This window comes from Arthrobacter sp. SPT-J7, assembly GCF_059089965.1.
Window position 1 is genome coordinate 132,940 of record NZ_JBNHFF010000005.1, and the last position, 25,602, is coordinate 158,541.

Annotated in this window: 22 protein-coding genes, 1 pseudogene and 2 riboswitches; of the genes and pseudogenes, 9 read left to right on the plus strand and 14 right to left on the minus strand. The window is 66.1% G+C overall.

The window, feature by feature from the left end; translation table 11 throughout:
- Window positions 1-113: 113 nt before the first annotated feature.
- From AC5RWX_RS10185 to AC5RWX_RS10195, 3 genes are all read right to left on the minus strand, one after another.
- Window positions 114-1,040 (minus strand): M23 family metallopeptidase, encoded by a 927-nt coding sequence (locus tag AC5RWX_RS10185; protein ID WP_494097362.1) that lies wholly within the window; start codon window positions 1,038-1,040, stop codon window positions 114-116.
- Between the two features lie 4 nt (window positions 1,041-1,044).
- Window positions 1,045-1,218, minus strand: a riboswitch (cyclic di-AMP (ydaO/yuaA leader).
- A 140-nt stretch (window positions 1,219-1,358) separates the two neighbouring features.
- A complete protein-coding gene (locus AC5RWX_RS10190) occupies window positions 1,359-1,973 on the minus strand; it encodes an HNH endonuclease (protein ID WP_494063161.1) in 615 nt (204 codons plus the stop codon).
- A gap of 140 nt (window positions 1,974-2,113) precedes the next feature.
- Window positions 2,114-2,515 carry a GlcG/HbpS family heme-binding protein gene (locus AC5RWX_RS10195; RefSeq protein WP_493942334.1) on the minus strand — a complete coding sequence of 134 codons (402 nt, stop codon included), beginning with the start codon at window positions 2,513-2,515 and terminating at the stop codon, window positions 2,114-2,116.
- A 370-nt stretch (window positions 2,516-2,885) separates the two neighbouring features.
- On the opposite strand from AC5RWX_RS10195, the gene AC5RWX_RS10200 reads away from it, so the two are divergent.
- Window positions 2,886-4,667 carry an FAD-binding dehydrogenase gene (locus AC5RWX_RS10200; RefSeq protein WP_494097363.1) on the plus strand — a complete coding sequence of 594 codons (1,782 nt, stop codon included), beginning with the start codon at window positions 2,886-2,888 and terminating at the stop codon, window positions 4,665-4,667.
- A gap of 301 nt (window positions 4,668-4,968) precedes the next feature.
- Window positions 4,969-5,592, plus strand: a complete 624-nt coding sequence (locus tag AC5RWX_RS10205; RefSeq protein ID WP_494097364.1) for an FMN reductase — start codon at window positions 4,969-4,971, stop codon at window positions 5,590-5,592.
- Window positions 5,593-5,692: 100 nt separating this feature from the next.
- Here the strand turns inward: AC5RWX_RS10205 and AC5RWX_RS10210 are convergent.
- From AC5RWX_RS10210 to AC5RWX_RS10220, 3 genes and pseudogenes are all read right to left on the minus strand, one after another.
- Window positions 5,693-6,120, minus strand: a pseudogene (locus AC5RWX_RS10210) (pyridoxamine 5'-phosphate oxidase family protein).
- Window positions 6,121-6,313: 193 nt separating this feature from the next.
- Complete coding sequence (locus AC5RWX_RS10215) at window positions 6,314-6,943, minus strand: superoxide dismutase (RefSeq protein WP_493944828.1); 630 nt, start codon at window positions 6,941-6,943, stop codon at window positions 6,314-6,316.
- 224 nt (window positions 6,944-7,167) lie between these two features.
- Window positions 7,168-10,743, minus strand: a complete 3,576-nt coding sequence (locus tag AC5RWX_RS10220) for a TM0106 family RecB-like putative nuclease (protein ID WP_494097365.1) — start codon at window positions 10,741-10,743, stop codon at window positions 7,168-7,170.
- Between the two features lie 285 nt (window positions 10,744-11,028).
- A riboswitch (SAM riboswitch) is annotated at window positions 11,029-11,152 on the plus strand.
- A 29-nt stretch (window positions 11,153-11,181) separates the two neighbouring features.
- On the opposite strand from AC5RWX_RS10220, the gene AC5RWX_RS10225 reads away from it, so the two are divergent.
- The 3 genes from AC5RWX_RS10225 (at window position 11,182) to AC5RWX_RS10235 (ending at window position 13,428) form a co-directional block, all read left to right on the plus strand.
- Window positions 11,182-11,328 carry a hypothetical protein gene (locus tag AC5RWX_RS10225; protein WP_494097366.1) on the plus strand — a complete coding sequence of 49 codons (147 nt, stop codon included), beginning with the start codon at window positions 11,182-11,184 and terminating at the stop codon, window positions 11,326-11,328.
- Window positions 11,325-11,846, plus strand: a complete 522-nt coding sequence (locus AC5RWX_RS10230) for a PIN domain-containing protein (protein ID WP_494097367.1) — start codon at window positions 11,325-11,327, stop codon at window positions 11,844-11,846. The genes AC5RWX_RS10225 and AC5RWX_RS10230 overlap by 4 nt, the downstream gene beginning before the upstream one ends.
- Before the next feature lie 271 nt (window positions 11,847-12,117).
- A complete protein-coding gene (locus AC5RWX_RS10235; protein WP_493944825.1) occupies window positions 12,118-13,428 on the plus strand; it encodes an Nramp family divalent metal transporter in 1,311 nt (436 codons plus the stop codon).
- A gap of 114 nt (window positions 13,429-13,542) precedes the next feature.
- On the opposite strand, the gene AC5RWX_RS10240 is transcribed toward AC5RWX_RS10235, so the two are convergent.
- The 3 genes from AC5RWX_RS10240 to AC5RWX_RS10250 all read right to left on the minus strand — a co-directional run bounded on the left by AC5RWX_RS10240 (window position 13,543) and on the right by AC5RWX_RS10250 (window position 17,843).
- On the minus strand, window positions 13,543-13,755 hold the full coding sequence (locus tag AC5RWX_RS10240; protein ID WP_493942053.1) for a FitA-like ribbon-helix-helix domain-containing protein: 213 nt from the start codon (window positions 13,753-13,755) through the stop codon (window positions 13,543-13,545).
- Between the two features lie 227 nt (window positions 13,756-13,982).
- The gene (locus AC5RWX_RS10245; RefSeq protein ID WP_494097368.1) at window positions 13,983-15,266 is read right to left on the minus strand and encodes a heparan-alpha-glucosaminide N-acetyltransferase domain-containing protein; all 1,284 of its coding nucleotides are present in this window, start codon (window positions 15,264-15,266) and stop codon (window positions 13,983-13,985) included.
- 324 nt (window positions 15,267-15,590) lie between these two features.
- Window positions 15,591-17,843, minus strand: coding sequence for a heavy metal translocating P-type ATPase (locus AC5RWX_RS10250; RefSeq protein ID WP_494097369.1), 2,253 nt, complete (start codon window positions 17,841-17,843; stop codon window positions 15,591-15,593).
- A 376-nt stretch (window positions 17,844-18,219) separates the two neighbouring features.
- On the opposite strand from AC5RWX_RS10250, the gene AC5RWX_RS10255 reads away from it, so the two are divergent.
- On the plus strand, window positions 18,220-18,630 hold the full coding sequence (locus AC5RWX_RS10255; RefSeq protein WP_494097448.1) for a four-helix bundle copper-binding protein: 411 nt from the start codon (window positions 18,220-18,222) through the stop codon (window positions 18,628-18,630).
- Between the two features lie 156 nt (window positions 18,631-18,786).
- Here the strand turns inward: AC5RWX_RS10255 and AC5RWX_RS10260 are convergent, their stop codons facing one another.
- Window positions 18,787-20,034, minus strand: a complete 1,248-nt coding sequence (locus AC5RWX_RS10260) for an NAD(P)/FAD-dependent oxidoreductase (protein WP_494097370.1) — start codon at window positions 20,032-20,034, stop codon at window positions 18,787-18,789.
- 132 nt (window positions 20,035-20,166) lie between these two features.
- On the opposite strand from AC5RWX_RS10260, the gene AC5RWX_RS10265 reads away from it, so the two are divergent.
- Both AC5RWX_RS10265 and AC5RWX_RS10270 read left to right on the plus strand, forming a co-directional pair.
- A complete protein-coding gene (locus AC5RWX_RS10265; RefSeq protein WP_493942524.1) occupies window positions 20,167-20,676 on the plus strand; it encodes an Lrp/AsnC family transcriptional regulator in 510 nt (169 codons plus the stop codon).
- A gap of 88 nt (window positions 20,677-20,764) precedes the next feature.
- Window positions 20,765-21,517 carry an NADPH-dependent FMN reductase gene (locus AC5RWX_RS10270; RefSeq protein WP_494097371.1) on the plus strand — a complete coding sequence of 251 codons (753 nt, stop codon included), beginning with the start codon at window positions 20,765-20,767 and terminating at the stop codon, window positions 21,515-21,517.
- A gap of 80 nt (window positions 21,518-21,597) precedes the next feature.
- On the opposite strand, the gene AC5RWX_RS10275 is transcribed toward AC5RWX_RS10270, so the two are convergent.
- The 3 genes from AC5RWX_RS10275 to AC5RWX_RS10285 form a co-directional block, all read right to left on the minus strand.
- Complete coding sequence (locus tag AC5RWX_RS10275) at window positions 21,598-22,584, minus strand: hypothetical protein (RefSeq protein ID WP_494097372.1); 987 nt, start codon at window positions 22,582-22,584, stop codon at window positions 21,598-21,600.
- Complete coding sequence (locus AC5RWX_RS10280) at window positions 22,487-23,161, minus strand: DUF4383 domain-containing protein (RefSeq protein ID WP_494097373.1); 675 nt, start codon at window positions 23,159-23,161, stop codon at window positions 22,487-22,489. The genes AC5RWX_RS10275 and AC5RWX_RS10280 overlap by 98 nt, the downstream gene beginning before the upstream one ends.
- Before the next feature lie 192 nt (window positions 23,162-23,353).
- Window positions 23,354-23,749 carry an SRPBCC family protein gene (locus tag AC5RWX_RS10285; protein WP_494078097.1) on the minus strand — a complete coding sequence of 132 codons (396 nt, stop codon included), beginning with the start codon at window positions 23,747-23,749 and terminating at the stop codon, window positions 23,354-23,356.
- Window positions 23,750-23,865: 116 nt separating this feature from the next.
- On the opposite strand from AC5RWX_RS10285, the gene AC5RWX_RS10290 reads away from it, so the two are divergent.
- Complete coding sequence (locus AC5RWX_RS10290; protein WP_493944816.1) at window positions 23,866-24,924, plus strand: App1 family protein phosphatidate phosphatase; 1,059 nt, start codon at window positions 23,866-23,868, stop codon at window positions 24,922-24,924.
- A 158-nt stretch (window positions 24,925-25,082) separates the two neighbouring features.
- Here the strand turns inward: AC5RWX_RS10290 and AC5RWX_RS10295 are convergent, their stop codons facing one another.
- Entirely contained in the window at window positions 25,083-25,580 is a 498-nt protein-coding gene (locus tag AC5RWX_RS10295; protein WP_493942355.1) for a CarD family transcriptional regulator, read from the minus strand.
- Between the last annotated feature and the right edge of the window lie 22 nt (window positions 25,581-25,602).

Consider the following 25,602-nt stretch of genomic DNA (forward strand, 5'->3'; position numbering starts at 1 on the left):
CTGCTGGCCGTCGCTCCGCTTCTGACAATGCCGGTTTAACGAGCGACGGCGATGCCCACCGCATAGGTGGGCATCGCCGTCGGGGTGGCGGAAGCTCCGCCGTTGCTGTGGGCTTAGAGCCAGCCGGCCGGATCCACGGTCTGGCCGTCCTTCACAACCTCGAAGTGCAAGTGGCAGCCGGTCGAGTTTCCGGTGGTGCCCAGCTCGCCGATGCGCTCGCCCTGGGCGACCTTTTGGCCCAGCGAGACGCCGATCGACTGCAGGTGGTTGTAGGTGGTCTGCAGGCCGCTACTGTGCTCGACCACAATGCGGTTTCCGCCGCCGCCCACCTGCCAGCCTGCCTCGACCACCTTGCCGCCGTCGGAAGCGTGCACCGGGGTGCCGCAGCCCATCGCGTAGTCAATGCCGGTGTGCAGTTCGCCGGCCGCGCCGGTGATCGGATTGATGCGGTAGCCGAAGCCTGACGTCTGGTTCATGTTCGGAATGGGGGCCTCCAGGCTGCCCGTCGCGAAGCCGGCGGTCTTGGCCTTGGCCGCGTCAACCTTCTTCGCTGCAGCGATGGCGGCTGCCTTCTTCTTGGCGGCAGCTTGGGCCTTGGCCTTCTTATCCGCTGCTGCCTTCTTGTCGGCGGCAGCCTTCTTGTCCGCTGCAGCCTTCTTGGCAGCGGCGTCGTCGACCTTCTTCTTCTCGGCGGATGCGGCGGCGGTCTTGGTCTCTTCTTCGGCGGCCTTGCTGGAAATGTCGGCTCGGAGGAACCGAAGGTCGACATCCTTCGCGGTCACGCTGAATGTACTGTTGCTGGAAACGCGATCGGTGCGAACCAGTTCGTCCGAGTCACCGGCATGGGCCACCGGGATGGCAATCACGGCAAGCATGCCGGCGGTTGCGGCAGCAATACCCGCTTTGCGGGCAACTGAGCGAGCCGGGTCGGACGTTTCAGCGCGGCGGCGGCCACTGGGATCGCCGGTACGGCGGGAGATCTGGGCAAGGGGCGACGTACGGGTGTCGGAACGGCGACGACCGCGGACAGGGGTGTTCACAGGGTATTCCTCTCGTGCGCCTACGAAGTTAGCTGTCGGATTCGAGCGAGAGTTCACTCGGTCCTGCCGGCAAGGCTGCGGGAAGCTGGCCTGCCTCTGAGGACTTCACCCCAAGGTGCCCCCAAGCACCGTAAATGGTTCCTCCGCCCCTGCCTTCGACATAAAGCTCGATTTCTTATGGTCCGCCGGCAGGGTTCGGCGGGCGGACCTGGCACCTACCCTCTTAGTAGGAACATCCTCAAATTTACTGGAGCGACACGCGGCGTTACAACTTCGTTATCCGTGTTTCCTGTCACCAGAAGCGCTCACGTTTGCCGCTCAGCCCATCAACCACGCCGCCGTGTGCGTGCGGCCGGAGATCTCATTGCGTTCGCCGGCCTGGACCGGAACTCCGGTGGGGAAGTAGCTGGCCCGCCGTTCTTCAAGCCGTTGCCGGGATTGCGGCGAGGGTATCGAAGTGCCTTTCCTTCGATCGCAGTTCCTGCAGGCCGCCGCCAAATTGGTCATCACGGTGGCTCCGCCTTTCTGCCACGGGAAGAAGTGGTCGCCGGTGGTGGCCGGGTTCGGACAACGGCGGTCCCGGCCAACCTCAAGTTCGCATTGGCCGCCGGCACGGGCCAAGCCTTCGCGGCGTTGCTCCTTGGTAAATTTGCGCAGCGGATCGCGGCGGCGCAGATCGCGGGATCGGCGGATGCGTGCGGCAACGCCGATGGCCAGCAAGACCACGACGGGCGGTCCGATCCAGCCCAGCACGGGCCAAAGCTCCTGAAGCAACGGCTCCGGACCGCCGCCAGCGAGAAACAGCCGGACCCCGGTCATCAACCCGGTACCGAGCAGGACCGAGACGAAGGCATATGCCAGCCAAGCCAAGGCCGCCACGAAAACCCACAGCGTGATCCGCCGCGACCAGTAAATCATCCCCAGTTCAGACATAACCCATCCGATGACCCTTCGCGAGTCATCCGCCTAAGCTAGCCCGGGCACCCTGTGATTCCCACGGTTCCGGCCCGGCGGACAAGTCGCGAGAGTGTGCTCATTCTTGCGGCCGCCCCGGAGGCACGAACCAGCGCGACTTACAACGCGGCCGCTCCAGCCTCGGCCACGGACTGGTCTTGCTCCCCGGTGCCGCCGCTGACGCCTATCGATCCCACCACCTGGCCGTCGCGGGAGAGCGGAACGCCGCCGGCGAAGATCATGATCCGGCCATGGTTGCTGGCGTGGATGCCGTAGAACTGGTTTCCCGGCTGTGAGTTGTCGCCCAGGTCCTTGGTTTGGATGTCGAAGGCACGGGAGGTGAAGGCCTTGTTGATCGAGATGTCGATGCTGCCCAGCCAAGCCCCGTCCATCCGCACATGCGAGACCAGGTTCCCACCGGCGTCGGCCACGGCAATGTTCATTGGCTGGCCGATTTCCGCGGCCTTGGCCTCCGCAGCGGCAATGACCCGACGCGCATCTTCCAGAGTGACAGTATCCATGTTTGCTCCTTGGTCGCAGCCCGCGGCGGCGGTCCCTTTGTGATGTCATCGTGGATTGAGCATGTACTGGTGGCGGCACCGGCGTTGTAATCCGCGTAGCCCTTCGGTGCGTCCTCCAAACGAATGTCTGTCGGATTGACGGCTAGAAACTATCGATCGCGTCGACTGTCGATCTCCTTGTCAGCAACCGCGTGGTTGCTGCCCATCCTCTCTGATCCGGACCGGAGCCAAGGGGTAGGTAGGAGCCACCGTAGCCCTCTTGCTGCCGGGCTGGCTAGGGCCAATCCAGTAGCGGATCCTGCGGCCGTTCCAGCGGCCAATCCGCACGGCCCTCTTGTGGGCCTAGACGCGATCCGCAAGGGTGGGCTCCATGAGTGCGAACGCAGCGTCAGACCGAATCGCGGGCGCGGACGTCATTGTTGTGGGGGCCGGGCTCTCCGGATTGGTCGCTACCGCTGAGCTGACCGAGGCCGGGCGCCATGTGCTGCTGGTGGAGCAGGAATCGGAAGCGAATCTCGGCGGCCAGGCCTGGTGGAGCTTCGGCGGCCTGTTCCTGGTGGATTCACCGGAGCAGCGCAGGCTGGGCGTCAGGGATTCTGTGGAACTGGCCTGGCAGGACTGGCTGGGCACCGCTGGCTTCGACCGGCCGGAGGACTATTGGCCGCGCCGCTGGGCGGAGGCCTACGTGAACTTCGCCGCGGGCGAGAAGCGGGCGTGGCTGCGCGAGCGCGGACACCGGATCTTCCCGGTGGTCGGTTGGGCCGAACGTGGCGGCTACGAAGCCAGCGGCCCGGGCAATTCGGTGCCCCGTTTCCACATCACGTGGGGGACCGGTCCCGGCATCGTGGAACCGTTCGCCCGCCGGGTGCGGGAAGCGGCCGACGCCGGACTGGTCACCTTTGCCTTTCGGCACCGGGTGGACGGGTTGCTGACGAAAGACGGCGCAGTCACCGGAGTGCGCGGCAGCATCTTGGAACCGACGACGGCGGAGCGCGGCCGTGCGTCCTCACGCACCGTGGTGGGGGATTTCGAGTACCCGGCCGGCGCCGTCGTCGTCACCTCCGGCGGAATCGGCGCGGATCTGGATGCGGTGCGGCGGAACTGGCCGCAGCGCCTGGGTACCCCGCCGGGGCACATGGTCGCCGGGGTTCCCGAATACGTGGACGGACGGATGCTGGGCATTGCGCAGGCGGCCGGCGGGCGGGTGATCAATCCGGACCGGATGTGGCACTACGTGGAGGGCATCCGGAACTGGGATCCGGTGTGGGCGCGGCATGGCATCCGTATCCTGCCCGGTCCCAGTTCGCTCTGGCTGGATGCCACCGGGAAGCGGCTGCCGGCGCCGTTGTTCCCCGGATTCGACACGCTCGGCACGCTGGAGCACCTGCGCTCGACCGGACACGACTACAGCTGGTTCATCCTGAACAAGCGGATCATCGAGAAGGAATTCGCGCTCTCCGGCTCGGAACAGAACCCGGACCTGACCGGCAAGTCGGTGCGCGAAGTGCTCAAGCGGGCGACGACGGACGTGCCCGGCCCGGTGCAGGCCTTCTTGGACCATGGCGTGGACTTCCTGCAGGCGGACACCGTGGCCGAGCTGGTGGCCAAAATGAACGAGCTGGTGCAAACCCATCCGCTCGGTGAACCGGATGGGGTGGCCACTGCCGTAGGTTCGCCGGACGGGCAGGGGACGAGGCCCGCAGAACCTGTATTGCCGGCGTTCAGCGAAAACCCGGATGGGCCGATGCTGGATCCGGCCGAGGTGGAGGCCGAGATCCGGGCGCGGGACCGCGAGGTGGGCAATGCCTACGGCAAGGACGCGCAGGTGACGGCCGTCCGGGCGGCGAGGCGCTATCTGGGGGACAAGCTGGTGCGCACGGCCAAGCCGCACCGGCTGCTGGACCCTGATGCCGGGCCGCTGATCGCGGTGCGGCTGTCGGTGCTGACCCGCAAGACCCTTGGCGGACTGGAAACGGACCTGCTGTCCCGCGTGCTGACAGCGCAGGGGCAGCCGGTGCCCGGACTGTACGCCGCCGGAGAGGCAGCGGGGTTTGGTGGAGGCGGCATGCACGGCTACCGCTCGCTGGAAGGCACCTTTTTGGGCGGCTGCCTCTTCAGCGGCCGCGCCGCAGGCCGCGCCGCGGGTTCGTGACGGGCGCGCAAGTCCGCCGGTTTCTTACAGGCGCGCAGCCTCGCCGGTTCGACGGGCAAGTCTGCCGGTTTCTGACAGGCGCGCAGCCTCGCCGGTTCCCGACGGCGGGCAGTTCCGCCGGTTCGCGATGCAGCGGCCCGACAGGGCTCCAGCGCGGTGACCGCCCGGCTGCTTGAGGCCCGCTTGCTCCACCCAGCGGGCCGGTGAGACGTAGGCCACCGTCGGTCGGGCTGGAATAAACCGGACCGGACATAGGTTTTCCCTGTAGATGCAATTGCATGAACAACCAAGGAGAGCCGCAGTGTCAGAACGCAAGATCGTAGTCATTTCAGCCGGACTCGGCGTACCGTCCTCTAGCCGCATGTTGGCCGACCAGCTGGCGGCGTCCACGGTGGACCAGTTCCGACTGCAGGGCGATAAAGCCGAGATCCAGTCGGTGGAGCTGCGCGATTACGCGGTTGATATCGCCAACAATATGGTGACCGGTTACGCCGCGCCGAAGCTGGATGAGGTGATCAAGGCGACCATCGCGGCGGACGCCCTGATCGTGGTGACACCGGTCTTCAGTGCTTCCTACAGCGGCCTGTTCAAGTCCTTCTTTGACGTGGTCGAGCCACGCGCGCTCGCCGGCAAACCGGTGCTGATGGGTGCCACCGGCGGCAGTGCGCGGCACTCGCTGGCGCTGGACTATGCTGTCCGCCCGCTCTTCAGCTACCTCCGAGCGCGCACCGTGCAGACCACGGTTTTCGCGGCGCCGGAGGACTGGGGCGCAGGCGAGGCCGGCACCGGTGGACTGTCCGAGCGTTCCGACCGAGCTGCTGCCGAACTGGTCGACCTGGTGCAGGGGGCTCCGGTGACCGAGCGTGGCCGCGGCGGTATCGAGGCCAAGAGTTTCGAGGAGATCCTTGCCAGCGTCGGCCACTAAATGAGTGACCACCTCTGAGTTAGACGAAGGCCCGGTTAGGGGCTGGCTACAGTAGGCGCAGCAGCGCCGCGTAGCGACCCCGGACCGGGCCTTTCGGTCACTAAAAGCGTTCGGGCTGCTCGCCGAACTTGAAGTGCCGTCCGCTGATGCTTGTTGGCTTCACTTCCACGTAGAAGTCCTTGAGGGGGGGGGAATCCACGTCTCGACCGGAAGCGCCTCGGCGGCCGCGATTTCCTCCTGGGTTTGGAGCACCCGTGCGGTGCCTTTAACCACCACGCTCCACGCTTCGCCGCTGCCGATGCCGTCGGACTCGAACAGGACTCGTTCGTTGATGGTCAGCTCGGCCAACTTAGTGCCCGGCGCGGTACGCAGGACCAACCTGCCGTCACGGGCTACATAGTTGATCGGAAAGATGTCGGTTTCACCGGCGGCGGTGAGGACAAGCCGGCCGTGCTTGGTCTTCTCCAGCAGCTTCCAAGATTGCTCGTCGGTGAGCTCAAGGATGGGGTCGTCATGTTCAAACATCATGCCGCCCATCTTCTACATATGCGGTGAAGAAAGGAAGCCTCTGGGCGTGAGCGGGCGCCGGCCGTAAAAAGCGCAGTGCCGGCTGCAAACCGCCGCACCCGTTAAGCGGCGAGGCACCGCCGCCGGGCCGGGTGCCCGGCCCAACGGCGGTGCCTGCTGAGTCATCGCCGTGCAGTGGCACGGCAGGCCAGTGTTAGCTGGCTGGGGTGATCAGCGCGGATGCGCCGGAGCGGGCGGCATCGAAGCGGGCGGCGACGTCGGCCCAGTTGACGATGTTCCAGAACGCCTTGACGTAGTCGGCCTTGACGTTGACGTAGTCCAGGTAGAACGCGTGCTCCCACATGTCCAGCATCAGCAGAGGGATGGTGCCCACCGGGATGTTGCCCTGCTGGTCGTAAAGCTGCTCGATGACCAGGTTGCCGCCGAGGGGTTCGTAGGCCAGCACAGCCCAGCCCGAGCCCTGCAGGCTCAGCGCTGCCGCGTCGAAGTGGCCGCGGAACGCGTCGAAGGAACCGAAGTACTCATCGATGGCCGAGGCCAGCTCACCGGTGGGCTTGTCGCCGCCTTCCGGGGAGAGGTTCTTCCAGAAGATCGAGTGGTTGGTGTGCCCGCCGAGGTGGAAGGCCAGGTCCTTGGACAGCTTCGGCACGTTGCCGAATTCGCCCTTGGAGCGGGCCTCGGCCAGCTGCTCCAGTGCGGTGTTCGCGCCGGCCACGTAGGTGGCGTGGTGCTTGGAGTGGTGCAGCTCCATGATCCGGGCCGAGATGTGCGGCTCCAGGGCTGCGTAATCATAGTCGAGCTCGGGCAGTTCGTACTTGCTCATGTTCTTCCTCTCGTCGGAATTACTGTGCGGAAACTACTACGTGCACACTTCCAGCCGACACGGACAACGGATGGTTGGCCCTGCAGGCTGCCAATCCTCATTCAAACATGACCGAGGCCTGCACCGTAGCGGATTTCGCCACTGACGTAGCCCTGCATCCGCCGCGTGACGGGCGGTTTGCCCCCTGAGATGACATTGCACCTCCAGTCCACGGGCGGGTGAGGTCATTTCGTGCAGTCGCAGAGCCCGGTGAAGGCGCCGAGTTCTTCGAGGCCGGCGGGCCGTGCCGGCAGGTAGTCCGTGAGGGCACGGGAACGAACGATGACCGCCCGCCACTGCCCGCGCGAGACAGCCACGTTGTTCCGGTTCCGGTTAAGCACGAATTCCATTCCGCGCGGCGCCTCAGCCGCCGCGGATACGGCGGTGGAAACGATCACGACGGGCGCTTCCTGGCCTTGGAACTTGTCTACCGTGCCGACCCTGACGTCCGGCAGCCCGTCGCCGTCGAGCACGGAACGGATCAGCTGGACCTGGGCGTTGTAGGGAGCCACCACCAGAATGTCCGCGCCGGCCAGCAGCCGCGGCTGCGCTGCGCCATCCTCGCGCCAGAGCAGGCCCAGATGCCGGCGGACCTGCGCGAGCACTTCAACCGCTTCTTCCGGTGACGATGTGGCGTTGCCGTGATGGTCCACGTAGACGCATTCCACTCCGGCCGGGGCTCCCTGCAGCTGGCGCTCTGCTGCGGCCGGTGCCGATTCCAGCCGCCCGTCGTAGGCCAGGACCGAGACGGCTCGGCAGAGCTCCGGATGCATGCGCCAGCTCCGGGCAAGGAAATAGCCCAGCTCCGGCGGCAAGGTGGCATGCCCGGCGGAGAGCCAACCGAGGGCGGATTCATCCACCGGTTCCGGGTGCGTGCCCTGGGTGACCTGCGGCAGTTGCTGCGGATCGCCCAACAGCAGCAGCCGCTTGGCGGCCCGGGAAACGGCCAGTGTATTCGCCAGCGAGAACTGGCCGGCCTCGTCAATGACCAGCAGATCCAACGATTTGGCCGGGACCGCCGAGCCGGTCATGGTCCACGCCGTTCCGCCAATCAGCGCACCTCCCGGCGACCCGAGCAACCGGGTCACATCCTCAGTGCTCCGATGGGGCCAGGGAAGGTCGTGGTTGCCGTTCGGTTTTTTGGCGACCAGTTCCGGCGGCACACCTGCCTTCTCGATGGCGGCCCGCAGCATGTTGTCCACCACGGCATGCGACTGGCCAACCACGCCGACTTTCCAGCCCTGCTCAATCAACCGGGCTACCGCGTGCGAACCGACATACGTCTTGCCGGTACCAGGCGGCCCTTGGACCGCCAGGTAGGAGTCCTGCAAATCCTGGACCGCGGCGGTGATCGCATCAACATAGCCGTCCGGGTGGTCCTGGACTTCGGGGAGTTGGGCCAGCGTTGCCAGCCGCGGCGGACGCCGGCGCAGCAGGTCCAGCGCCGGTTCGGCGGGGAAGCCGGGGAGCGTATCCGCCACTGCAGCGGCGAGGTCGGCCAGCGCCTGGCGGATGGAAGTGGTGCGGACCGGCTGGTCCGGGGTCAAGGCCACCGGGAACTCGGAATACTCGTCGGCGTCGCGCTGCAACCGCTCCTTGACTAGCAGCGTATCCTTGCCTCCGTCGGCGCCCAGTTCCAGCACTTCGGCGCCGAAGCAGAAGGCGCGGTGATTGACGCCGTCGTTCTGGCTGCAGAGGAACGCCGGATAGGGCCGGTCGTACAGGCGGCAAAGCAGGCTGCCTTCCTTGATCGTGGAGCCGGGAGCCAGGCGGCCGGTCAATCGGACGGTCCGGACGAGGTTTTTGCGAGGACCAGGCTTATGCCAATCGGCCTCGATCTGACCCGACTCGACCGTGAATACATCTCGGGTGTCGGCCCAGTCCCCGATCGGGGCATCCAACCGGTCAAAGTGTGCCCACCAGTACTGTTTCGCTTCCCGCCGGTGGTAGCCGACGGCCGCCGCGACCATGGCGACCGCCTGTTCGTCCGGCGACAGCTCCTGGTTTCGTGAAGCGGCCTGGTCGGCTGCTGCCGCCACATAGTCCAGCAACCGCTGTTCTTGCGGCTGCAGCGGTTCGTCGTTGTCCGTGCCTGTTTCTGCCGGGATGGCCGGAGCGGGCGCCGCTGGCGTTCCGGTGGCAACGCCGCGTTCGGCGGCCAGCCGCAGCAGCCAGTTACGCAATTCCAGCGTGGACAGGCAGTCGTACTCGTTGTAGTCCGCAATGCTCTTGAGGATGGTGTCAGCTTCAGCGTCATTGCCTGTATCCCGGGCAGTGCAGTACTGCGCGTAAGCCACTACCGACGCGCCCGCGTCTTTGACGTCGCCGGAGCGCAGGTTGTCGCCCATGTAGAGCGGTTCCAGTTTCTTGATGCTGTAGGAGTTTTCCGATATTCGCAGGCTGTGCCGGACCGTGTCGTACAGGTCCACCAGGATGCCCTCGCGCAGCAGTTCGTCCACGGTTTCTTCGCCGACCAGATGCTGCAGCGATAGTCGGCGCAGGGCAGCCTTTTCGTAGTTGGCGTAGTGGTAGATGTGCAGGCCGGGGTGGCGGCGCCTCCGTTCGGACACGTAATTTAGGAAGTCCGCCAGTGCTTTGCGTTCGCCCGCTCGGCTGTGCGCCCAGAAGGGTTTGAACGGTGCAGGGCCGCCAGCGGCCGGCGGGTTTTCCACCACGCCGAAAAGGTATTCCAGCCCCCAGATCCCGTCGTCGTCCTGCCAGAGCGGGTCGCCTTCGAAGTCGAAGAAGATGTCGCCCGGGTCCGGGGCGGGCAGCCGCGCGAGGGTGTGCTGTTCCAGCACGCGGTAGGCAACGGTGTGTTCGGCACCCTCCTTGCGGAAGGTGACTTGCCCGTCCGGCTCGGCGGTGCCGGTTTGCATGCGGGCCTGGTCCCGCAACCGGGCCAGCGCACCGTCGGGCGCTTCGCCCGCCGGCAATTCCAGTGCCGCCAGTTGATCGATGGTGCGGATTCCGGCCGCCTGGAGTGTGCGGCGGCGGGACGTGCTCATGCTTGCCACCAACAGCAGATCGCGGTGCAGCTCAACCTGTTCCGCACAGTAGTCGCAGCGGCCGCACGCCTTGACCCGTTCATCTCCCCAGCGGACAGCTTCCGGCTGCCTGCGGTGTCCGGCGACCAGGTCCAAGAATCGGCCGCGGCGTTCGCGGAAGACCGGCAGCAGGTCGGTCAGGCTGTGGTCGCTGTGCCGGCCGTCGCCGAGCACCAGCGTGACAATCGGAGCCGTGCTGATGCCCGCCCGGAGGAGCTGGTCGCCGTAGGCCGCCAGCTGCAGCAGCGCGGTGACCTTGGCATGGCGGGCCAGTTTGGTGTCATAGACGGCGTAAGCCGGCGCACCGCCGTCGTGCTCGGTTTTGACCAAAAAATCGGAGCGCCCATGGAAGCTGCCGTCAAAGAAGGAGGCCTGGAACACCACGTCCGCGCCCGACCGCAGCGCCGCAAGGGATTCGGCATGCTTGGCCCGCAGGTCTTCGCGGGTGTAACTGCGCGTCTCGGCGATTTCCACCACGCCGGAGCCGAACTTGTCGCGAAACTGCTGCAGGACCCGGTGCTCGTGCAGATCGCCCAGCGCCGCGGTGCGCTCAAGCATCTCGTCCCGGCCGAAATCCGGCACCGGGGAGCGGCCCAGCTTCTCGTCCAGCTTGCGCAGCAATTGGTATTCGCACTGGGCGGCGGTGACCAGGTCGGTGGCCGTGTAGACCAGGTCCGGGTCGGCCCCGTCGACGTCGGAGTCGAGCAGAAACACGGTGCCTCCTTGCTCACGTTGGAAGGTGCCAACCCGGCCGGCGGCGGGTCCCCCCAACGATATCCCGCCGCCGACCGGTGCCTGCCGGCAATCAAAGGTCTACCAGCCGACGCGGACAGTTTCGGATGATTGTGCCGGGACGGTCGCGAAGAGGTGCCGGGGTGGCCGCCAAGATGCGCCGGGGCGGGCCATCACAGATGGGAGGGTGGAACGTTACGTCCCCTGTTACGCGGTGTGACCGCGGTCTCTGACATCTGGCACGCGGACTGGCTACAGTAGCAACAGCTTCAAGAATTGTGGCCGCCAAGCTCCGACTTTGGCCACATACCAACCCCACGCTCGTTGGGTGGTTCGGATGACGAAGCGGCCTGCATCAGCCCTTGGCTACCGGTGCGGGCAAGAGCACCCGAAAGGACGCGGCGCCCGGCGCCGGCTGCGATGGAAACCCTTGAATCTCCGCAACTGCAGGTCTTGAGCCTGGCCGACTACGAGCAGATCTCCGCAGCGAGGGAAGCCTTTGTGGACTTCCTGCTGGAAGCGTCACTGCACCGGGGGCAGCAGCGCGCCGTCGCCGCGGCCCGATGACCAGCAGGACCGGCCCTTCACCAACGTCCAGCCCGGCACCGTCGTCCGTCCCGGCGCCGTCCTCCAGCCCGGCACCGTCGCCCGGCGAGGCCTCCACAGGGCGGCGTGCACGCGGGTTGCTGCTGGACACCGATGTGGTAGCCGAGCTTAGGCGCGAGAATCCGGACCCCGCCGTCGTGGACTTCCTGCAGCGGCGCCGCCGCTCGCGCGTCTACATTTCAGCGCTGACGCTGGGGGAGCTGCACGCGCTCAGCACGCAGGACAGCGCACTGGCCGGGCGTGCCGACACCTGGCTGGCCGAGCTCACCGAGCGGTTCGCCGCCTACATCCTGCCGGTCGATCTGCAGGTGGCCGAGGCCTGGGCGCCGCTGGCGATCCAGGACGTGCCAGCCGTCGAGTCGCTTATCGCCGCCACGGCAGTGAAGCATTGCCTAACCGTGGTGTCCGGCAACGCCGAAGGCTACCGCCGACTGTCGGTTGAGGCGTGCGACCCGTGGAAGTCGGCCCGGGACTCATAGCCACGGTAGAGAAGGCGGCACCACCGCAAACGTCCGGCGGCGGACCGCCCTAGCCCGGACATCCGGTATGCAAACGGCCACAGTCGCGCCGCCAATGTCCGCCCAACGGAGCCATCGAAGCGCCGAACGGTTCCCGGTGTGGCTCCTTCGGTTATTTACTGACCGGGCGTTCTGAACGCGTGAGAAACTAAACGGGGTCCGGTGACGGGCGGCACTCGTGCCGCCCGTTTTCTGCGGACAAGCTCCGTTTAAGGTAAGGAATACATGGCTCATGGCCACTGAGAACAACGCCCCGGGCGCGCTGGATGCCGCTGCGCGGGTGGACAACGACGGCGGCGCTCCCGCCAAGTGGAAGATCGTCGGTCCCGGCCTCGTCGTGGCGGCCACGGGCGTCGGTGCCGCGGATATGGTCGCCACCTTGGTGGCCGGTTCCCGTTACGGCTACGGCCTGTTCTGGGCGGTGATCGTCGGCGTCATCCTGAAGATCATTCTGGTCGAAGGCGCCGGACGGTTCTCGCTGGCCACCGGCAAGACGATCTTTGAAGGCTGGCGCTCGCTGGGCCGCTGGACCACCTGGTACTTCGGCCCCTACATCATGATCTGGGGCTTCGTATACGGCGCCACCGCAATGTCGTCGGCAGCGCTGCCGTTGGCCGCGGTGTTCCCGGTGCTGCCGCTGTGGGCGTGGGCCATTCTGATGGGCCTGGCCGGTTTCGTCATGGTCTGGTTCGGCAAGTACGCAACCTTCGAGAAGATCACGGCGGTGTTCGTCGGGCTGATGTTCGTGACCGTGGTCGGGTTGGCGATCATCGCCGTGCCCAACATTCCGGAGATGATCGGCGGTCTGGTGCCGATGATCCCGCAGGATGACGGCGGTATTTTCTACACCTTGGCGCTGGCCGGTGGCATCGGCGGCACCATCACGCTGGCAGCCTATGGCTACTGGTTGCGCGAAAAGGGCTGGCACACGCCCAAGTGGATGCGCGTGATGCGGATTGACAACTCCGTGGCCTACGTCATGACCGGCATCTTCGTGATCGCCATGCTGATTGTCGGCGCCGAGGTAGTCCGTACCGCCGGTGTGTCGCTGAGCGCCGGCGACGAGGGCCTGCTGGACCTCTATGAAGTGCTGAAGGTCGAGTACGGCGATGTGGTCGGCACCGGCTTCCTGGTCGGTTTCTGGGCTGCGTCCTTCTCCTCCATCATCGGCGTCTGGAATGGCGTGTCCCTGATGTTCGCCGATTTCTGGGGCAACATGCGCAAGAAGGAGTCCGGCCACCCGGACACCCGCGTGGGCGGCAAGTACTTCAAGTTCTACGTGCTCTGGCTGACCTTCCCTCCCATGTTGCTGTTCATGTTGGGCAAGCCGATCGCACTGATCCTGATCTACGGCGCCTTGGGTTCGCTGTTCATGCCGTTCCTGGCACTGACGCTGCTGGGCTTGCTCAATGGCAAGCGGATCCCGAAGGAGTGGGCCAACCGCCTGCACACGAACATCGCACTGGGCATCTGTGCGCTGCTGTTCGTGGTCCTCGGTGTTTACCAGTTGTGGAACAGCGTCTCGCCGCTCTTCGGCGGCTGATTCCGCAGTCTGCGCTGCCCCGTACCTTGTGGTGCGGGGCAGCGCTGTTTAACCGACGACGACGGCGGTGCGCCCGGCCCCGCGCCTGGGCGCCTGCGGTCTCGCGGCCGGTGATTACTGCGGGCCGGTCCGGCGGTGCCGGCCGCGTTCGGTTTCATCGCCGCCGACCATCGACGCGAGGAGGTCGTCGGCTTCGCCCAGCCCCCGGACAGCCTGGACAAGGATGGCCCGGGCTTCCGCCTCAAGGGTCCGATGGTGCGCATCGGCGAGAATGCGGAGTCCTTCCAGCGTCCTGGCATCCAGATCCGGCACTGTCAGTGATTCCATGGCAGCCTTCCTTCCTCGGGTCGAACGCCGACCATGATAGACCCGTACGGGCCAGCTGGGTATGGGCCGCCGAGGAGATAAACGCCGTCGTCGGAACCTCACCGGTACGTCGTCGGTAGTAGCCAGCACCCCCGCATGAAGGACCTCACAGGATGGCCGGACCATGCGGGCTGGCGTTAGCCACCATCTTGGGCGCAGTCGCTTTTAGCCCGCCACATAATGAGCGATCAACTCCGTCGGGCGGGAAGCGGTGCTGTTTTGTCATCGGCATGGTGGCCGGGGCGATGGCCGGTGAGGACCAGGGTTCGGAGCCATCCAGTGGCGGCGGCGAGGATGGACTCAAGGGGTCCTTTGCCGACGGCGTTGCGCCAGAGGACGGCTGCGAGGAGGAAGGTGATGCATTGGATGGTGATGGACATGATCGGACGGTCCGCGTCCAGGATCTCCGTGGCCAGGATGATTGCGTGGGCGCAGTAGAGCGTCAGGGTCATCGAGCCGGCCGCGGCCAGCGGAGCCGTGATCCTGCCCAAGTGCGGCACGAGGAGCAGTATGGCGCCGAGCACGGCCAGCGAGGTTCCGAGGCTGCTGAGGATGGCGAGAGGTGTGGAGGTGTGGGGGGTGAGGATGGCCAGCCACCACCCAGTGGTGGCGGGAAGGTCGTCCGCGCCCGGGGCTTCACCGAGGGTCAGGAACTGGTTTATCTGCTCCCTGTCTAGCAGCGGTGTCGCGGCGACCAGCCGCTCGTAGCCGCCGCCCGGACCCAGCAAAAGTGCCGACAGGGCCCACATCGCGGCGGCCAGCGCAACGCCCGCGGCGAGGAGGACGGCGCCGACCTTCCGGGACGTCAGGTCCAGTCGGCCGACGGCGAGCCCCACGCAGATGTAGGCGAGCCAGGGCAAGGCGGGATAGACCCCCGTCAGAAGCATGTCGGTGAGAAAGGTTCCCGGATGGCCGGCGGCGAGGCCGAAGGTGTATTCGGCGTCGAGCTGTGGCCGCTCCGGCCACCAGGCACGGACCAATTGCATGGCCACCGGGCCGAGCACCGCGAAGATGACGGCCAGGGCGAGCAGGGTCCGCCGTCCCAAACTCAGCAACGGGACGGCCAGCACGAAGAGGATCCCGTAGTACGGCAGGATGATATCCAGTGGGGTGTCTGTGGAGCCCAGCAACAGGCCTATCCCAAGGATGAGCAGGCCGCGTAGCGCCAAGGCGGCTCGGTCCGCGGTCATCGCCCGTCCCACCGGGGGCCGCCGGCCCCCGGACTGCAGGGCGATGGAAATCCCTGCGATCAGCGCAAAGAGAGCGGCCGCCCGGCCCCCGAACAACGTCCAAACGAATTGGCCTGCGCCTTCCGTCGGCAGGATGTTGATGACCACGATTCCGATGAGGGCGACACCTCGGGCGACGTCCACGCCCTCTACACGACGGGAGACCGGGCCGCCGGCACCGGCCGTCGGCGGACCGGGAACACGGGGACCCAGCGTGGATACTGGAGCGCTTTTGATGGACACAGTGGTCCCTTTCCCTTGTATGACTCGGGTGTCTCAACGGTAGGGACGGTGCCTGTATGGAACCGCCATGCCCGCTGGGAAATCCCTGCGCCGTTCGCGCACGCTGACCTGTCCGGCAGAGCAACCCGCGCTGTTACTAGAAGCAGCTGGGCGCAGGAGCCCGTGCGCGCGTCACCGCCGACGGGACGTCAGGGCCGCCCCGGAACGTAGCCTGACGGCGGTGGCGGTAGCCGATCGTTCGAGTGGGCGGGGAAGCGGTGACCCGGGGGCTGGTCCGGGACCCCGTTCCTGACGCCGTGTTCCTGACATGTGCATCCGGCCTAGCTACTGCCGTCCGGCGGAATCGAATCCACTCGGGACCGCGGCCGCCTCCGGCGCGTCGGGTCGGGCATCGATGTGGACCCGTTCCGGGTCCAGGTCGATCCGGCGCAGGAATTGGGCGTTGAGTGCGACCACGATGGTGGAAATAGACATCAGGACCGCGGCGACCGCCGGGGAGATTGCCACACCAACGAAGGCGAGCACGCCGGCGGCGAGCGGGACGGCGATGATGTTGTAGCCGGTGGCCCAGAGCAGGTTTTGGATCATCCTGCGGTAACTGGCGCGGGACAGATCGATCATCGACAGCACGGCCCGCGGGTCGTTGCCGGCCAGCACGACGCCTGCCGACTCCATCGCCACGTCCGTGCCGGCGCCGATGGCAATGCCGACTTCGGCGCGGGCCAGGGCGGGGGAGTCGTTGACTCCGTCCCCGACCATCGCGACTTTCAGGCCGCGCTCCTGCAGTTCGGTTACCTTCTTGTCCTTGTCCTGCGGCAGCACCTCGGCGAAGACCTCGTCGATACCGAGATCCCGGCCGACAGCCTCGGCCACCTGGCGCGCGTCGCCGGTGATCATTGCGACCTTCACCCCGCGCTCTTGCAGTGCGGCGACGGCGGCCCTCGATTCGCTGCGGACCTTGTCTTCCAGCGCCACGGCGCCAATGATGCGTCCGTCGCGGACCACGTGCAGTACTCCCGCGCCCCTCTCCATCCAGACGTCAGTCCGGACGCCCAGTTCCTGAGGCACTGCCAGGCCAAGTTCGCTCAGCAGGTTGGGTCCGCCTACGGCTATTTCGGCGCCGGCCACAACGGCGCGTACGCCGCGGCCGGTCATGGAACTGAAGTCCCGGCCGATCAGCCGCATTGCGGAGGCCTGAGGGTCAGCGGCAGCCGCCGCGACGATCGCGCGGGCCACAGGGTGCTCACTGTCGGATTCGACGGCGGCCGCAGCGGCCAGCAGTTCTGCCTCGCTGACGCCCCCGACCGCCGCCGTGCCAGTGACGGCGTGCTGGCCTTCGGTCAGGGTGCCGGTCTTGTCGAACAGCACGACGTCGATAGTGCGCATCCGTTCAAGCGCCATCCGGTTCTTGATCAGCACGCCCGAGCGGGCCGCGCGTTCGGTGGAGATTGCGATAACCAGCGGGATGGCCAGCCCCAGAGCGTGCGGGCAGGCGATCACCAAGACAGTGACCGTACGGACCACCGCCTCGTCCGGGCTGCCCAAAACCAGCCACGCCACGAAGGTGATGATGCCGGCGCCGAGAGCGAAGTAGAAGAGCAGGGCCGCCGCGCGGTCTGCAAGGGCTTGGGCGCGGGAGGACGAGGCCTGGGCCTCGGCGACGAGCCGCTGGATGCCCGCCAGTGCGGTATCGGAACCCACGGCGGTGATTTCTACCCGTACGGCATTGTCGGTGGCGACCGTGCCAGCTACGACGGACGCCCCGACGCCGCGGGCGACGGCCTTGGACTCCCCGGTGATCATGGATTCGTCGAACTCGGCTTCGCCATCGATGATCCGGCCGTCCGCGGGAACCCGGGCCCCCGAGCGCACCAGGACGACGTTCCCGGCAGTCAGGGTGCCGATGGGTACCGTGGTGACGCTGCCGTCGTCGTTCACCCGGTCCGCTTCGTCCGGCAAAAGTGCTGCGAGGGCATCGAGGGCGCCTTGTGCCGAGCCGAGAGCCCTCATTTCCATCCAGTGACCCAGCAGCATGATCACGATCAGCAGGGCCAGTTCCCACCAGAAGTCCAGATCGAACCCGCCGATGCCCAGCGTGGTGATCCAGGAGGCGGCAAGGGCGACGGTGATGGCCATTGCGATGAGCAGCATCATGCCGGGCTGGCGGGTCTTCAGCTCGGTCAGCCCGCCTTTCAGGAACGGCAGGCCGCCGTAGAAGAAGATGACAGTGCCGAGCACCGGTGGGATCCACTCAACTCCGGGGAACCGGGGTAGGTCGTAGCCCAAAAGCATGGCGAACATGGGGCTGAAGAACACGACCGGGATTGAGAGCGCCAGCGACAGCCAGAACTTGTTTTTGAACATGGCCGTGCTGTGCCCTGCGTGCTGGCCGTGGGTGTGGACGGCGTGTTCTTCGTCCACTGCCGAATGAGCCTGGCCGGTGTGCCCGGAGGGCATGGCTTGGCCGTGGGTGTTGTGGTCGTCCATCCCGCCGGTCACGAGCTGGTTGCGGTGGTTCTCAGCGATCGGTCGATATCCGTGGTGATCGTGCCGCTCGGGGGAACTTGGGGTACTCATGACTCTCCGTTCATCACGAAAGCTGTCGAGACTCCGCGGCGCCCCTTAGATGCGCCGTGTTCTTCAGGAAGGGGCAACCTCCTAGCCGGCATGGACTACGCCGCCGAGAACTTCCGCGTCCGTTACCGGCCGGGGAGCGGCGATGACGGTGGAGGAGGTCGCAATTGCCCTATGACGTCGGGGGGACCTTCATTGCGTTGAGCCCCAAGAGGGGCCGTGACGACGGTTTTCGGTACTCAAACGGTATACCCCCGTGGGGTATTAGGTCAAAGCTGCTGTCAGATCCTGCCTGTTGCCGCTTGCACCGTTAAGGCTACTGTCGCAAGTGGTGGCCGGCACCGGCCGCAGCCAACCACTGGCGAAAGGGACCGAAGCGATGACACACCATGTGACCTCGATGCTTGAGGCCTACCCCAAGGGTATGGGTGGGTTGGACCGCCAAAAACTGGCCGAATGCATAGCGGCCTGCTTTGAATGCGCCCAGATATGTACCGCGTGTGCGGATGCCTGCCTTAGTGAGGATATGGTCGCTGAGCTGACGAAGTGCATCCGCACCGACCTCGACTGCGCCGACATCTGTGCCGCTACGGGAAAGATCCTCTCGCGGCACACCGGCTATGACGCGAACATCACCCGGGCGATGCTGGAAGCCTGCCGCACTGCCTGCAAGTCTTGCGCCGAGGAATGCGAACAGCACGCCGGGATGCACGGACACTGCAGGATTTGTGCGGAGGCCTGCCGCCGCTGCGAAACTGCCTGCAGTGAACTGCTTGCATCCTTGGATTAGCGGCTTCCCCCGACCACTTCCAGCGCGGCCGACCAGTTGAGTCCCCAGAGGGGAAGCCGTCTTGTGAGCGGGAATAACCCGTCAAGTCGCCCGCCTTCGCCAGGTTGCGCGATGACAGTGCCGGGACCGTCCCGCGGTAATCCGTAGGTCCGCCGGTTAGCGCAGCGGATCGAACGGACGAATCTCGTCCGGCACGCGGCCGGTGACAATCTGCTCAGCCAGCAGCTTGCCGGTGGCCGGGCCCAGCACAATGCCCCACATGCCGTGGCCGCCGGCAACGTACACGCCGGGGGAGCGGGTGGCGCCGACCAGCGGCAGCCCGTCCGGAGTGACCGGGCGCGGACCCACCCAGAGATCCTCGAGATTCTCCAAGTCCATATTGGTGAACAGCGGCCGGACCGAGGCCAGGATGGCGTCGATCCGTCCGGTCTGCAGCGGCTCGTCCGGACCGCGGAACTCCATGGTCCCGGCAATGCGCAACCGTCCCTGATACGGGGTGCAGGCCACACGGCGGGCGGGGAAGTAAATCGGGAACTCGGCCGGCTGGTCCGTTTCCACGCTGAAGGAATACCCCCGGCCGGCCTGCACCATGGTGCGCACGCCCAGCGGCTTGGCCAGCTCCGGTAGCCACGCCCCGGTGGCCAGGACCACAACGTCGGCGTGGAACGGCTCCTGGGCATAGGTCTCCACCGAGATCCCGGTATGGCCGTGCCGCAGCGAGCGGACCTCCGCACCGGGGACGATCTTCCCGCCCCGTTCCACCACCGCTTCCGCAAGGGCCTCCACAAACGGACCGGGCTCAAGGAACCGCTGTCCCTCCAGCTCGAACACTGTCGAGACCGCGGCAGACAGCTGCGGCACCTTCATCTGGGCGTCTTCCAGACGGGTCAGCGGAACGGACTGGCCGGCCTTCTCCACGTTGGCAAGCTCGTGGACAAAGTGGCGGCTCTCCTTTTCGTTCTCGAAACCGACGATGAAGGGGCCCTTCCGCGTCCAGGATTCGACGCCGTTGTCCGTCAACTCGTCGAAACTCTCCAGCGCCATCTTGTCGATCGGCGTCAGCGCGGCCATGGTCCGGTCCCAAGCCTTCTGCGAGCCGTGCAGCGCGAAGCGGGCCAGGAACTTCCACAACTGCGGGTCCAGCCGAGCGGGGACGTGGAGCGGCGCTGCGGGATCAACCAGCGCCTTCGGGCCGTAGGTCCAGACGCTCGGGTCCGACAACGGCATGGCCATGCCGGGTGTCAGCCAGCCGGCGTTACCCCAGGAAGCACCGGCGGCAACGCCGGACCTGTCCAAGACGGTCACTTCCACGCCGCGTTCCTGCAGGTGCCAAGCGGTGGCCAGTCCCACCATGCCGGCCCCAACGACGACGGCGGTGCTCGGGGCGTGTGCGCGAGAGTACATCGGTGCTCCTCGGGTTGTGTCTGCTCTCGGCACCTATCGTGAACAATGTTTACCGATATCTCAAGTGATTGGAAGAAGATTCTGCAAGACTGGAATCAGGAAAGCGGAAGTTCAGAAAGTGGTGGCTGTCACATGGCGGAATCGAATGATGTTCGACGGCCTTTGGGGGCTGCAGCCGGGTCCGGGCTGGACCGCATCGACCGACTGATTGTCGAGTTGCTCCAGAACGACGCCCGGACTCCCAACAATGCCATCGCCGCAGCCGCCGGCATTGCCCCATCGACATGCCTGAGCCGGATCCGTTCCCTGCGCGAGCGGGGCGTGATTCGGGGCTTCCATGCCGACGTCGATCCGGCTGCCGTGGGGCGCGGGCTGCAGGCGCTGATTTCCATCCGCCTGCAGGCGCACGCCCGGTCGAACCTGGCCGAATTCAAGGACTACTTGGCCGGCCTGCCCGCGGTGGAGGGAATCTTCTTTGTCACCGGAGACCGCGACTTCCTGATCCATGTGGCCGTGGCGGACTCCAGGGCGCTACGCGACCTGGTGGCAAACAACCTCAGCCTCCGTCCGGAGGTGGCAGGCACCAATACCACCGTCATTTTCGAACACGTTCGGCCGCCGGGAAGCTCGCTCGCCCCCTGAACAAGCACCCCACGTGACAATTTGTTGACACGTCATTCTTCCCATCGGTAGGATTGTTGAAACGTCAAGCAATCTATCGAAGGCTGCCATGTCCTGGTTCAAGAATCTTTTCAGCAAGTCCAGCGCCCGCCGGTCCGCCGCCAACCCTGAGGCAGCACCGGCTGTGTCCCGTGAGAACGAAACGGCCAGCGAAGCGGTGTCCGCAGAAGCTGCGGCCGGAGCTGCGCCCGTAGAGGCTGCGGCTCCGGCAGAGGCCACCGCAGGCCTGCCCAAGATCGCCATCATCACCGGCAGCACCCGCCCCGGCCGGGTGAACGACTCGGTGGCCGCATGGGTGGCTGCCGAACTGGCCGGCCGGACCGACGCCACGTTCGAGGTCGTCGACATTGCCGACTTCAACCTTCCGCTGCTGGATGAGGCATACCCTGCCGCCTACCAGAACTACCAGGGCGACCACACCAAGGCCTGGTCGGCCAAGATCAGCGAGTTCGACGGCTACGTCTTCGTGGCGAACGAGTACAACCACACGGTCTCGTCTGCGCTGGCCAACGCGCTGTCGTACCTGAACGCGGAATTCAACAACAAGGCCGCCGGCATCGTTTCCTACGGTTCGATGGGCGGCGTCCGCGCTGCCGAGCACCTGCGCAACCTGCTGGCCGAGCTGCAGGTGGCCGTGGTCCGCAACCAGGTGATGTTCTCGCTGTTCACCGATTTTGAGAACTTCACCGACTTCAAGCCCACCGAGCAGAACGCCGGAACGCTCGCCCCGATGATCGACCAGCTCATTCCCTGGGCCCGGGGCTTCGCCACCATCCGCACCCCGCAGGGCGCCGCGGTCTAGCACCGCACTTCCTGCCGTACCGCCCCGCCGTTCCCATCCGGCGGGGCGGTGCCATTTAACCTGCAGGGCGTTTCAGGCTCCTAGCCGCCCGCCGCCAGGATGCTGGCCATCGAGATAATGAACCCCGGCAGGCATGCCAGAGCAAGCCCGAGCAGGGCGATGCGCCCGGCCAGCAGCACCTGCCGATCCCGCCGCTCGCCTCGCGGCTGTGACTGCCTGGTTGTTGGCACCGGCGCCGCTCCCACACCGGTCTCCGCAGGGAGACTCGGTTGTGCGGCGGCCACCACAAGCCGTTGTCCCGCCGCCGCAGGCATTCCCGACGACTCCCCGGTGCGGAACCGCCGCCTCAGGGCAGCCGCCGCCCACGCCACGCCGATCGCGGCAATAATCCCTGCCGAGGCAATGACACTGGCGGCACCCAGCAGCACCAGTACAAGGGCCAAAGGAACATACCAGCGCAGATCCTTTACCGCACCAATCAAGGGGACGCGACGGGACAGCCCGGCGGTAACTACGGCCAGCAGCGTGCCATGGCCGATCGCCAACGCCGAGAAGGCAGCCACCGAGAGCCAGCCGGGCCCGACGATTTGGAAGTCCCGATTGTCTGGCCGCAGCGGATCCAGGACGGTCGACAGCGCCAGGAGCAACAGCAGTCCGAAGGCCGCACCGCCGGCCCGGCCGGCAGGCAACCAATGTCGCAGCAACCCGTAGAGGAGGGCGGTGAGCATGCCGATAGCGATGCCAAGGACCGCCAGGAACCCTGTCCCTCCCAGACTGATTTCCCCGATGACCGACCCGTTTTCAGTGAACCTTCGGTCGTCCTCGGGCGAAGTGATCGCCAGCAGACGCATGACGAGCCGACCGCCGGCGCCGGCCATGCACAGGCCGGTCACGCCGCCGCCGACCAGCAGGACGTTCGCCCACCAGAGCACCCGGCGGGCAACGTGCGGCAGGAGGGCGCCGCCGTCGTTATGGGCAGTTGGCGGCCGGAACCGCTCCCCGCCCCCTAGCAACACCACAGCCAAGCCCGCGGCCACCAGCAGGCCGCACAGCATCATGAGCACCATCGAACCAGTATCGGGCGGCGCCAAACGGCACCGGACCCCAGTCATTGTCGACTGGGGTCCGGTGGCTGACCAGGCCCGCCGCGAGGTCCGGCGGGCGGCAGCGGGTTAGGTTATTCCGTGCGCTTCGTTCCCGTTGGCGCATCATGAAGGTGATGCCCAGGGCCAGCATGACCGCGCCGAGGATGAAGTTCAGCCAGTTGGTGGCTGTGTTGGTGGACAGGAAATTGGCCCCGTATTCGGCGGGTCCGACGATCAGGCCGTACAGCCACATCGCGAGGTACAGGATGCCTGCTCCCATCAGGAATTCCCGCGCACCACTGGCGGTGCGGCTCATGATGTAGCCCACCACGCCTACCACCAGGTAGACGATGTTGAGCAGCACGGACACTTGGAACACGTTGAGCAACTTCGCCTCTGACCCTCCGGCGAAGGCCATGTCCCCGTAATGCATGGTGATGCCCGGGATGAAGCCCAGGACACCGATCACAAAGAGAACAATTCCCGAAGCCATCGCAGCGTTACGCACATTCCCACGGGAGACATGTGCGTGTCCGGCATGCGGTGATGCGGTGGTCATTTCTCCTCCCAAACAATGAGTTTCGAAACTTCGTCGAGTGACAACTCGGCCGTTGGTAGGGCGCATCTGACGTCAGAACCAGCGCTTTCAGTGTACGTCCGTTTGCCCGCTCCGGCGCGAAAAAATCACGACGACGGCGGCCGGTTTGGGCGCGTCATTGCGGCTGTGCGGCGGTCCCGTGGAGTGCGCTGGTCAGGCCTCGAGCAGTCGCTTGAGCGTGTGCAGATCTCGGTCCACCGCCGCCGCGTCGGCGTCGAACATTGCCTGGTCCATGCCTTCGCGGCGGTAGAGCGTGAAGACAACCTCGACGCCGTCGCCGTTGCCCAGCACGCGCAGCGGGTTGTAGATCGTCTCGCCGGAAGCGGTGATGACGTGGTGGTCCAACACACCAAACTCATTGCGTTCGGCAAACTTCACCCGCACCGGGCCGGCAGACGTTTCCGCCACCCACGAGTCGTCGACCATGCCGATGGAGGAGCTGAGCCCGGCGGCCCACTTCGGCAGGTTCTCCGGGTTGCTGGTGAACTCGTAGACCTCCCCAAAGGGGCGGTTGATGGCAATGCTGATGTGCCGCGCTGCAAACGTCATGGGAACAGTCTTCAGGTTCGCTCCGGCGCGGACAAGACCTGGCGGCCGGTCCTCACCGCCGAAAGAGGTCGAGGGGAAGTTCAAGCCACAAAGCGTGGACATGACAGACTTGGACCATGGCATCCAGGATTGGCAACGGCGAGGACCTCCAGGAGAAGGCAGCCCACATCGGCATGCGCATGGAAGACCGCTGGCAGGCGTACCGCGAGCGGCGGGCGCGGCGGCGCGGTGACGTCGCCACCGTGATGCCGTTTACCGGCTACGGCACGGACGGCTGGATCCGCGTGCTTGGCCGGGTGGTCATGGCCAGGCCCGGCGCCTTCGACAACGGCCGGATGCCCTCCAAGCTGGTGGCCGACGGCATCCGCGGCTGGCGGAACTTCATCAGTCCACCGGTGGCCAACGCGCGCGTGACCATCACCGCCGCCGGCGTCGAACATCATGTGGTGGCCGACCGCGGCGGCGTGGTGGACGCGAAAGTCTCCGTGGATCTTGCCCCCGGCTGGCACACCGTCACGCTGCGCTGCGAGGACTCCGAGCCGGTGGAAGCTGCCGTGTATGTGGTCCCGCCGGGGGAGCGCTTCGGTGTGGTCTCCGACGTCGACGACACGGTGATGGTCACCGCCCTGCCGCGTCCGCTGCTGGCGGCTTGGAACACCTTTGTGCTGGATGAACATGCGCGCAATCCCACGCCGGGCATGGCGGTGATGCTGGAACGGGTCGCGCGCCAACATCCGGGCAGCCCGGTGTTGTACCTTTCCACCGGTGCCTGGAATGTGGCGCAGACCTTGACCAGGTTTCTGTCCCGGAACCTGTATCCGGACGGCGCACTGCTGCTCACGGACTGGGGTCCCACCAAGGACCGCTGGTTCCGCAGCGGACAGCTGCACAAGGTCGACCAGTTGCGGCGGCTGGCCGAAGAGTTCCCGGACATCAAATGGCTGCTGATCGGCGACGACGGCCAGCACGACGAGGCCATCTACGCCGGCTTCGCGCTGCGCTATCCGGGGCACGTGGCGGCGGTCGCCATCCGGCAACTGTCGGTCAGCGAAGCGGTCTTGGCTGGCGGCCGTTCGCAGGAGCGCCCCAGCGGCCCGGCGCGCGGCATTCCCTGGATCTATGCCCCGGACGGGAAGGGCCTGGCGAACCAGCTCCAGCAGCTGGGCATCCTGTAGTGCCGTCCCCGGTGGCGCGCTGGCAGCGTCGGCGTTTCCGGCTGAACACGACGGCGCCCCACTCCTTGCGGAGCGGGGCGCCGTCGCTCGATTTCGATCGAGTATTCACTAGGCGGCCTTTTCAGAGCTGAAAAGGCCGCCTGGTGAATAGTGGATGTTTAGGCCGTGGCGTCGACCGGGCCGAAAACGGCTTCGATCATGCCGCGGGCTGTGTCGGTGTCGGTCTTCTCGGCCAGGGCAAGCTCCGAGCACAGGATCCGCATGGCCTGCTCCAGCTGGTGCTTCTCGCCGGCCGAGGAGCCGCGTCCGAGGGCCCGCAGCGAGAGGTCGCGGACCACTTCGCTGACCTTGTAGATGTCGCCGCTGTTGATCTTTTCCTGATTGGCCTTGAAGCGGCGCGACCAGTTCTCCTGGTCCTCGGGCACCTTCGCCTTGAGGATCGCGAAGACCTCCTTGACGCCCTTCTTGCTGATGGCCTTGCGCACACCGACCGTTTCCGCGTTGCCCAGCGGCAGTTCGATCATCAGTCCGTCGTGATGCGCGCGGAACTGCACGAACTTGGTCTGGCAGTCCTTGAACGGACGGGTCCGGAGATCGGTCACGGTGACGGCGCCGTGCGGGGGGTAGACGAGGGTGTCGCCAACTTTAATGTTCATTGATGCCCTTTCATGCCATTAT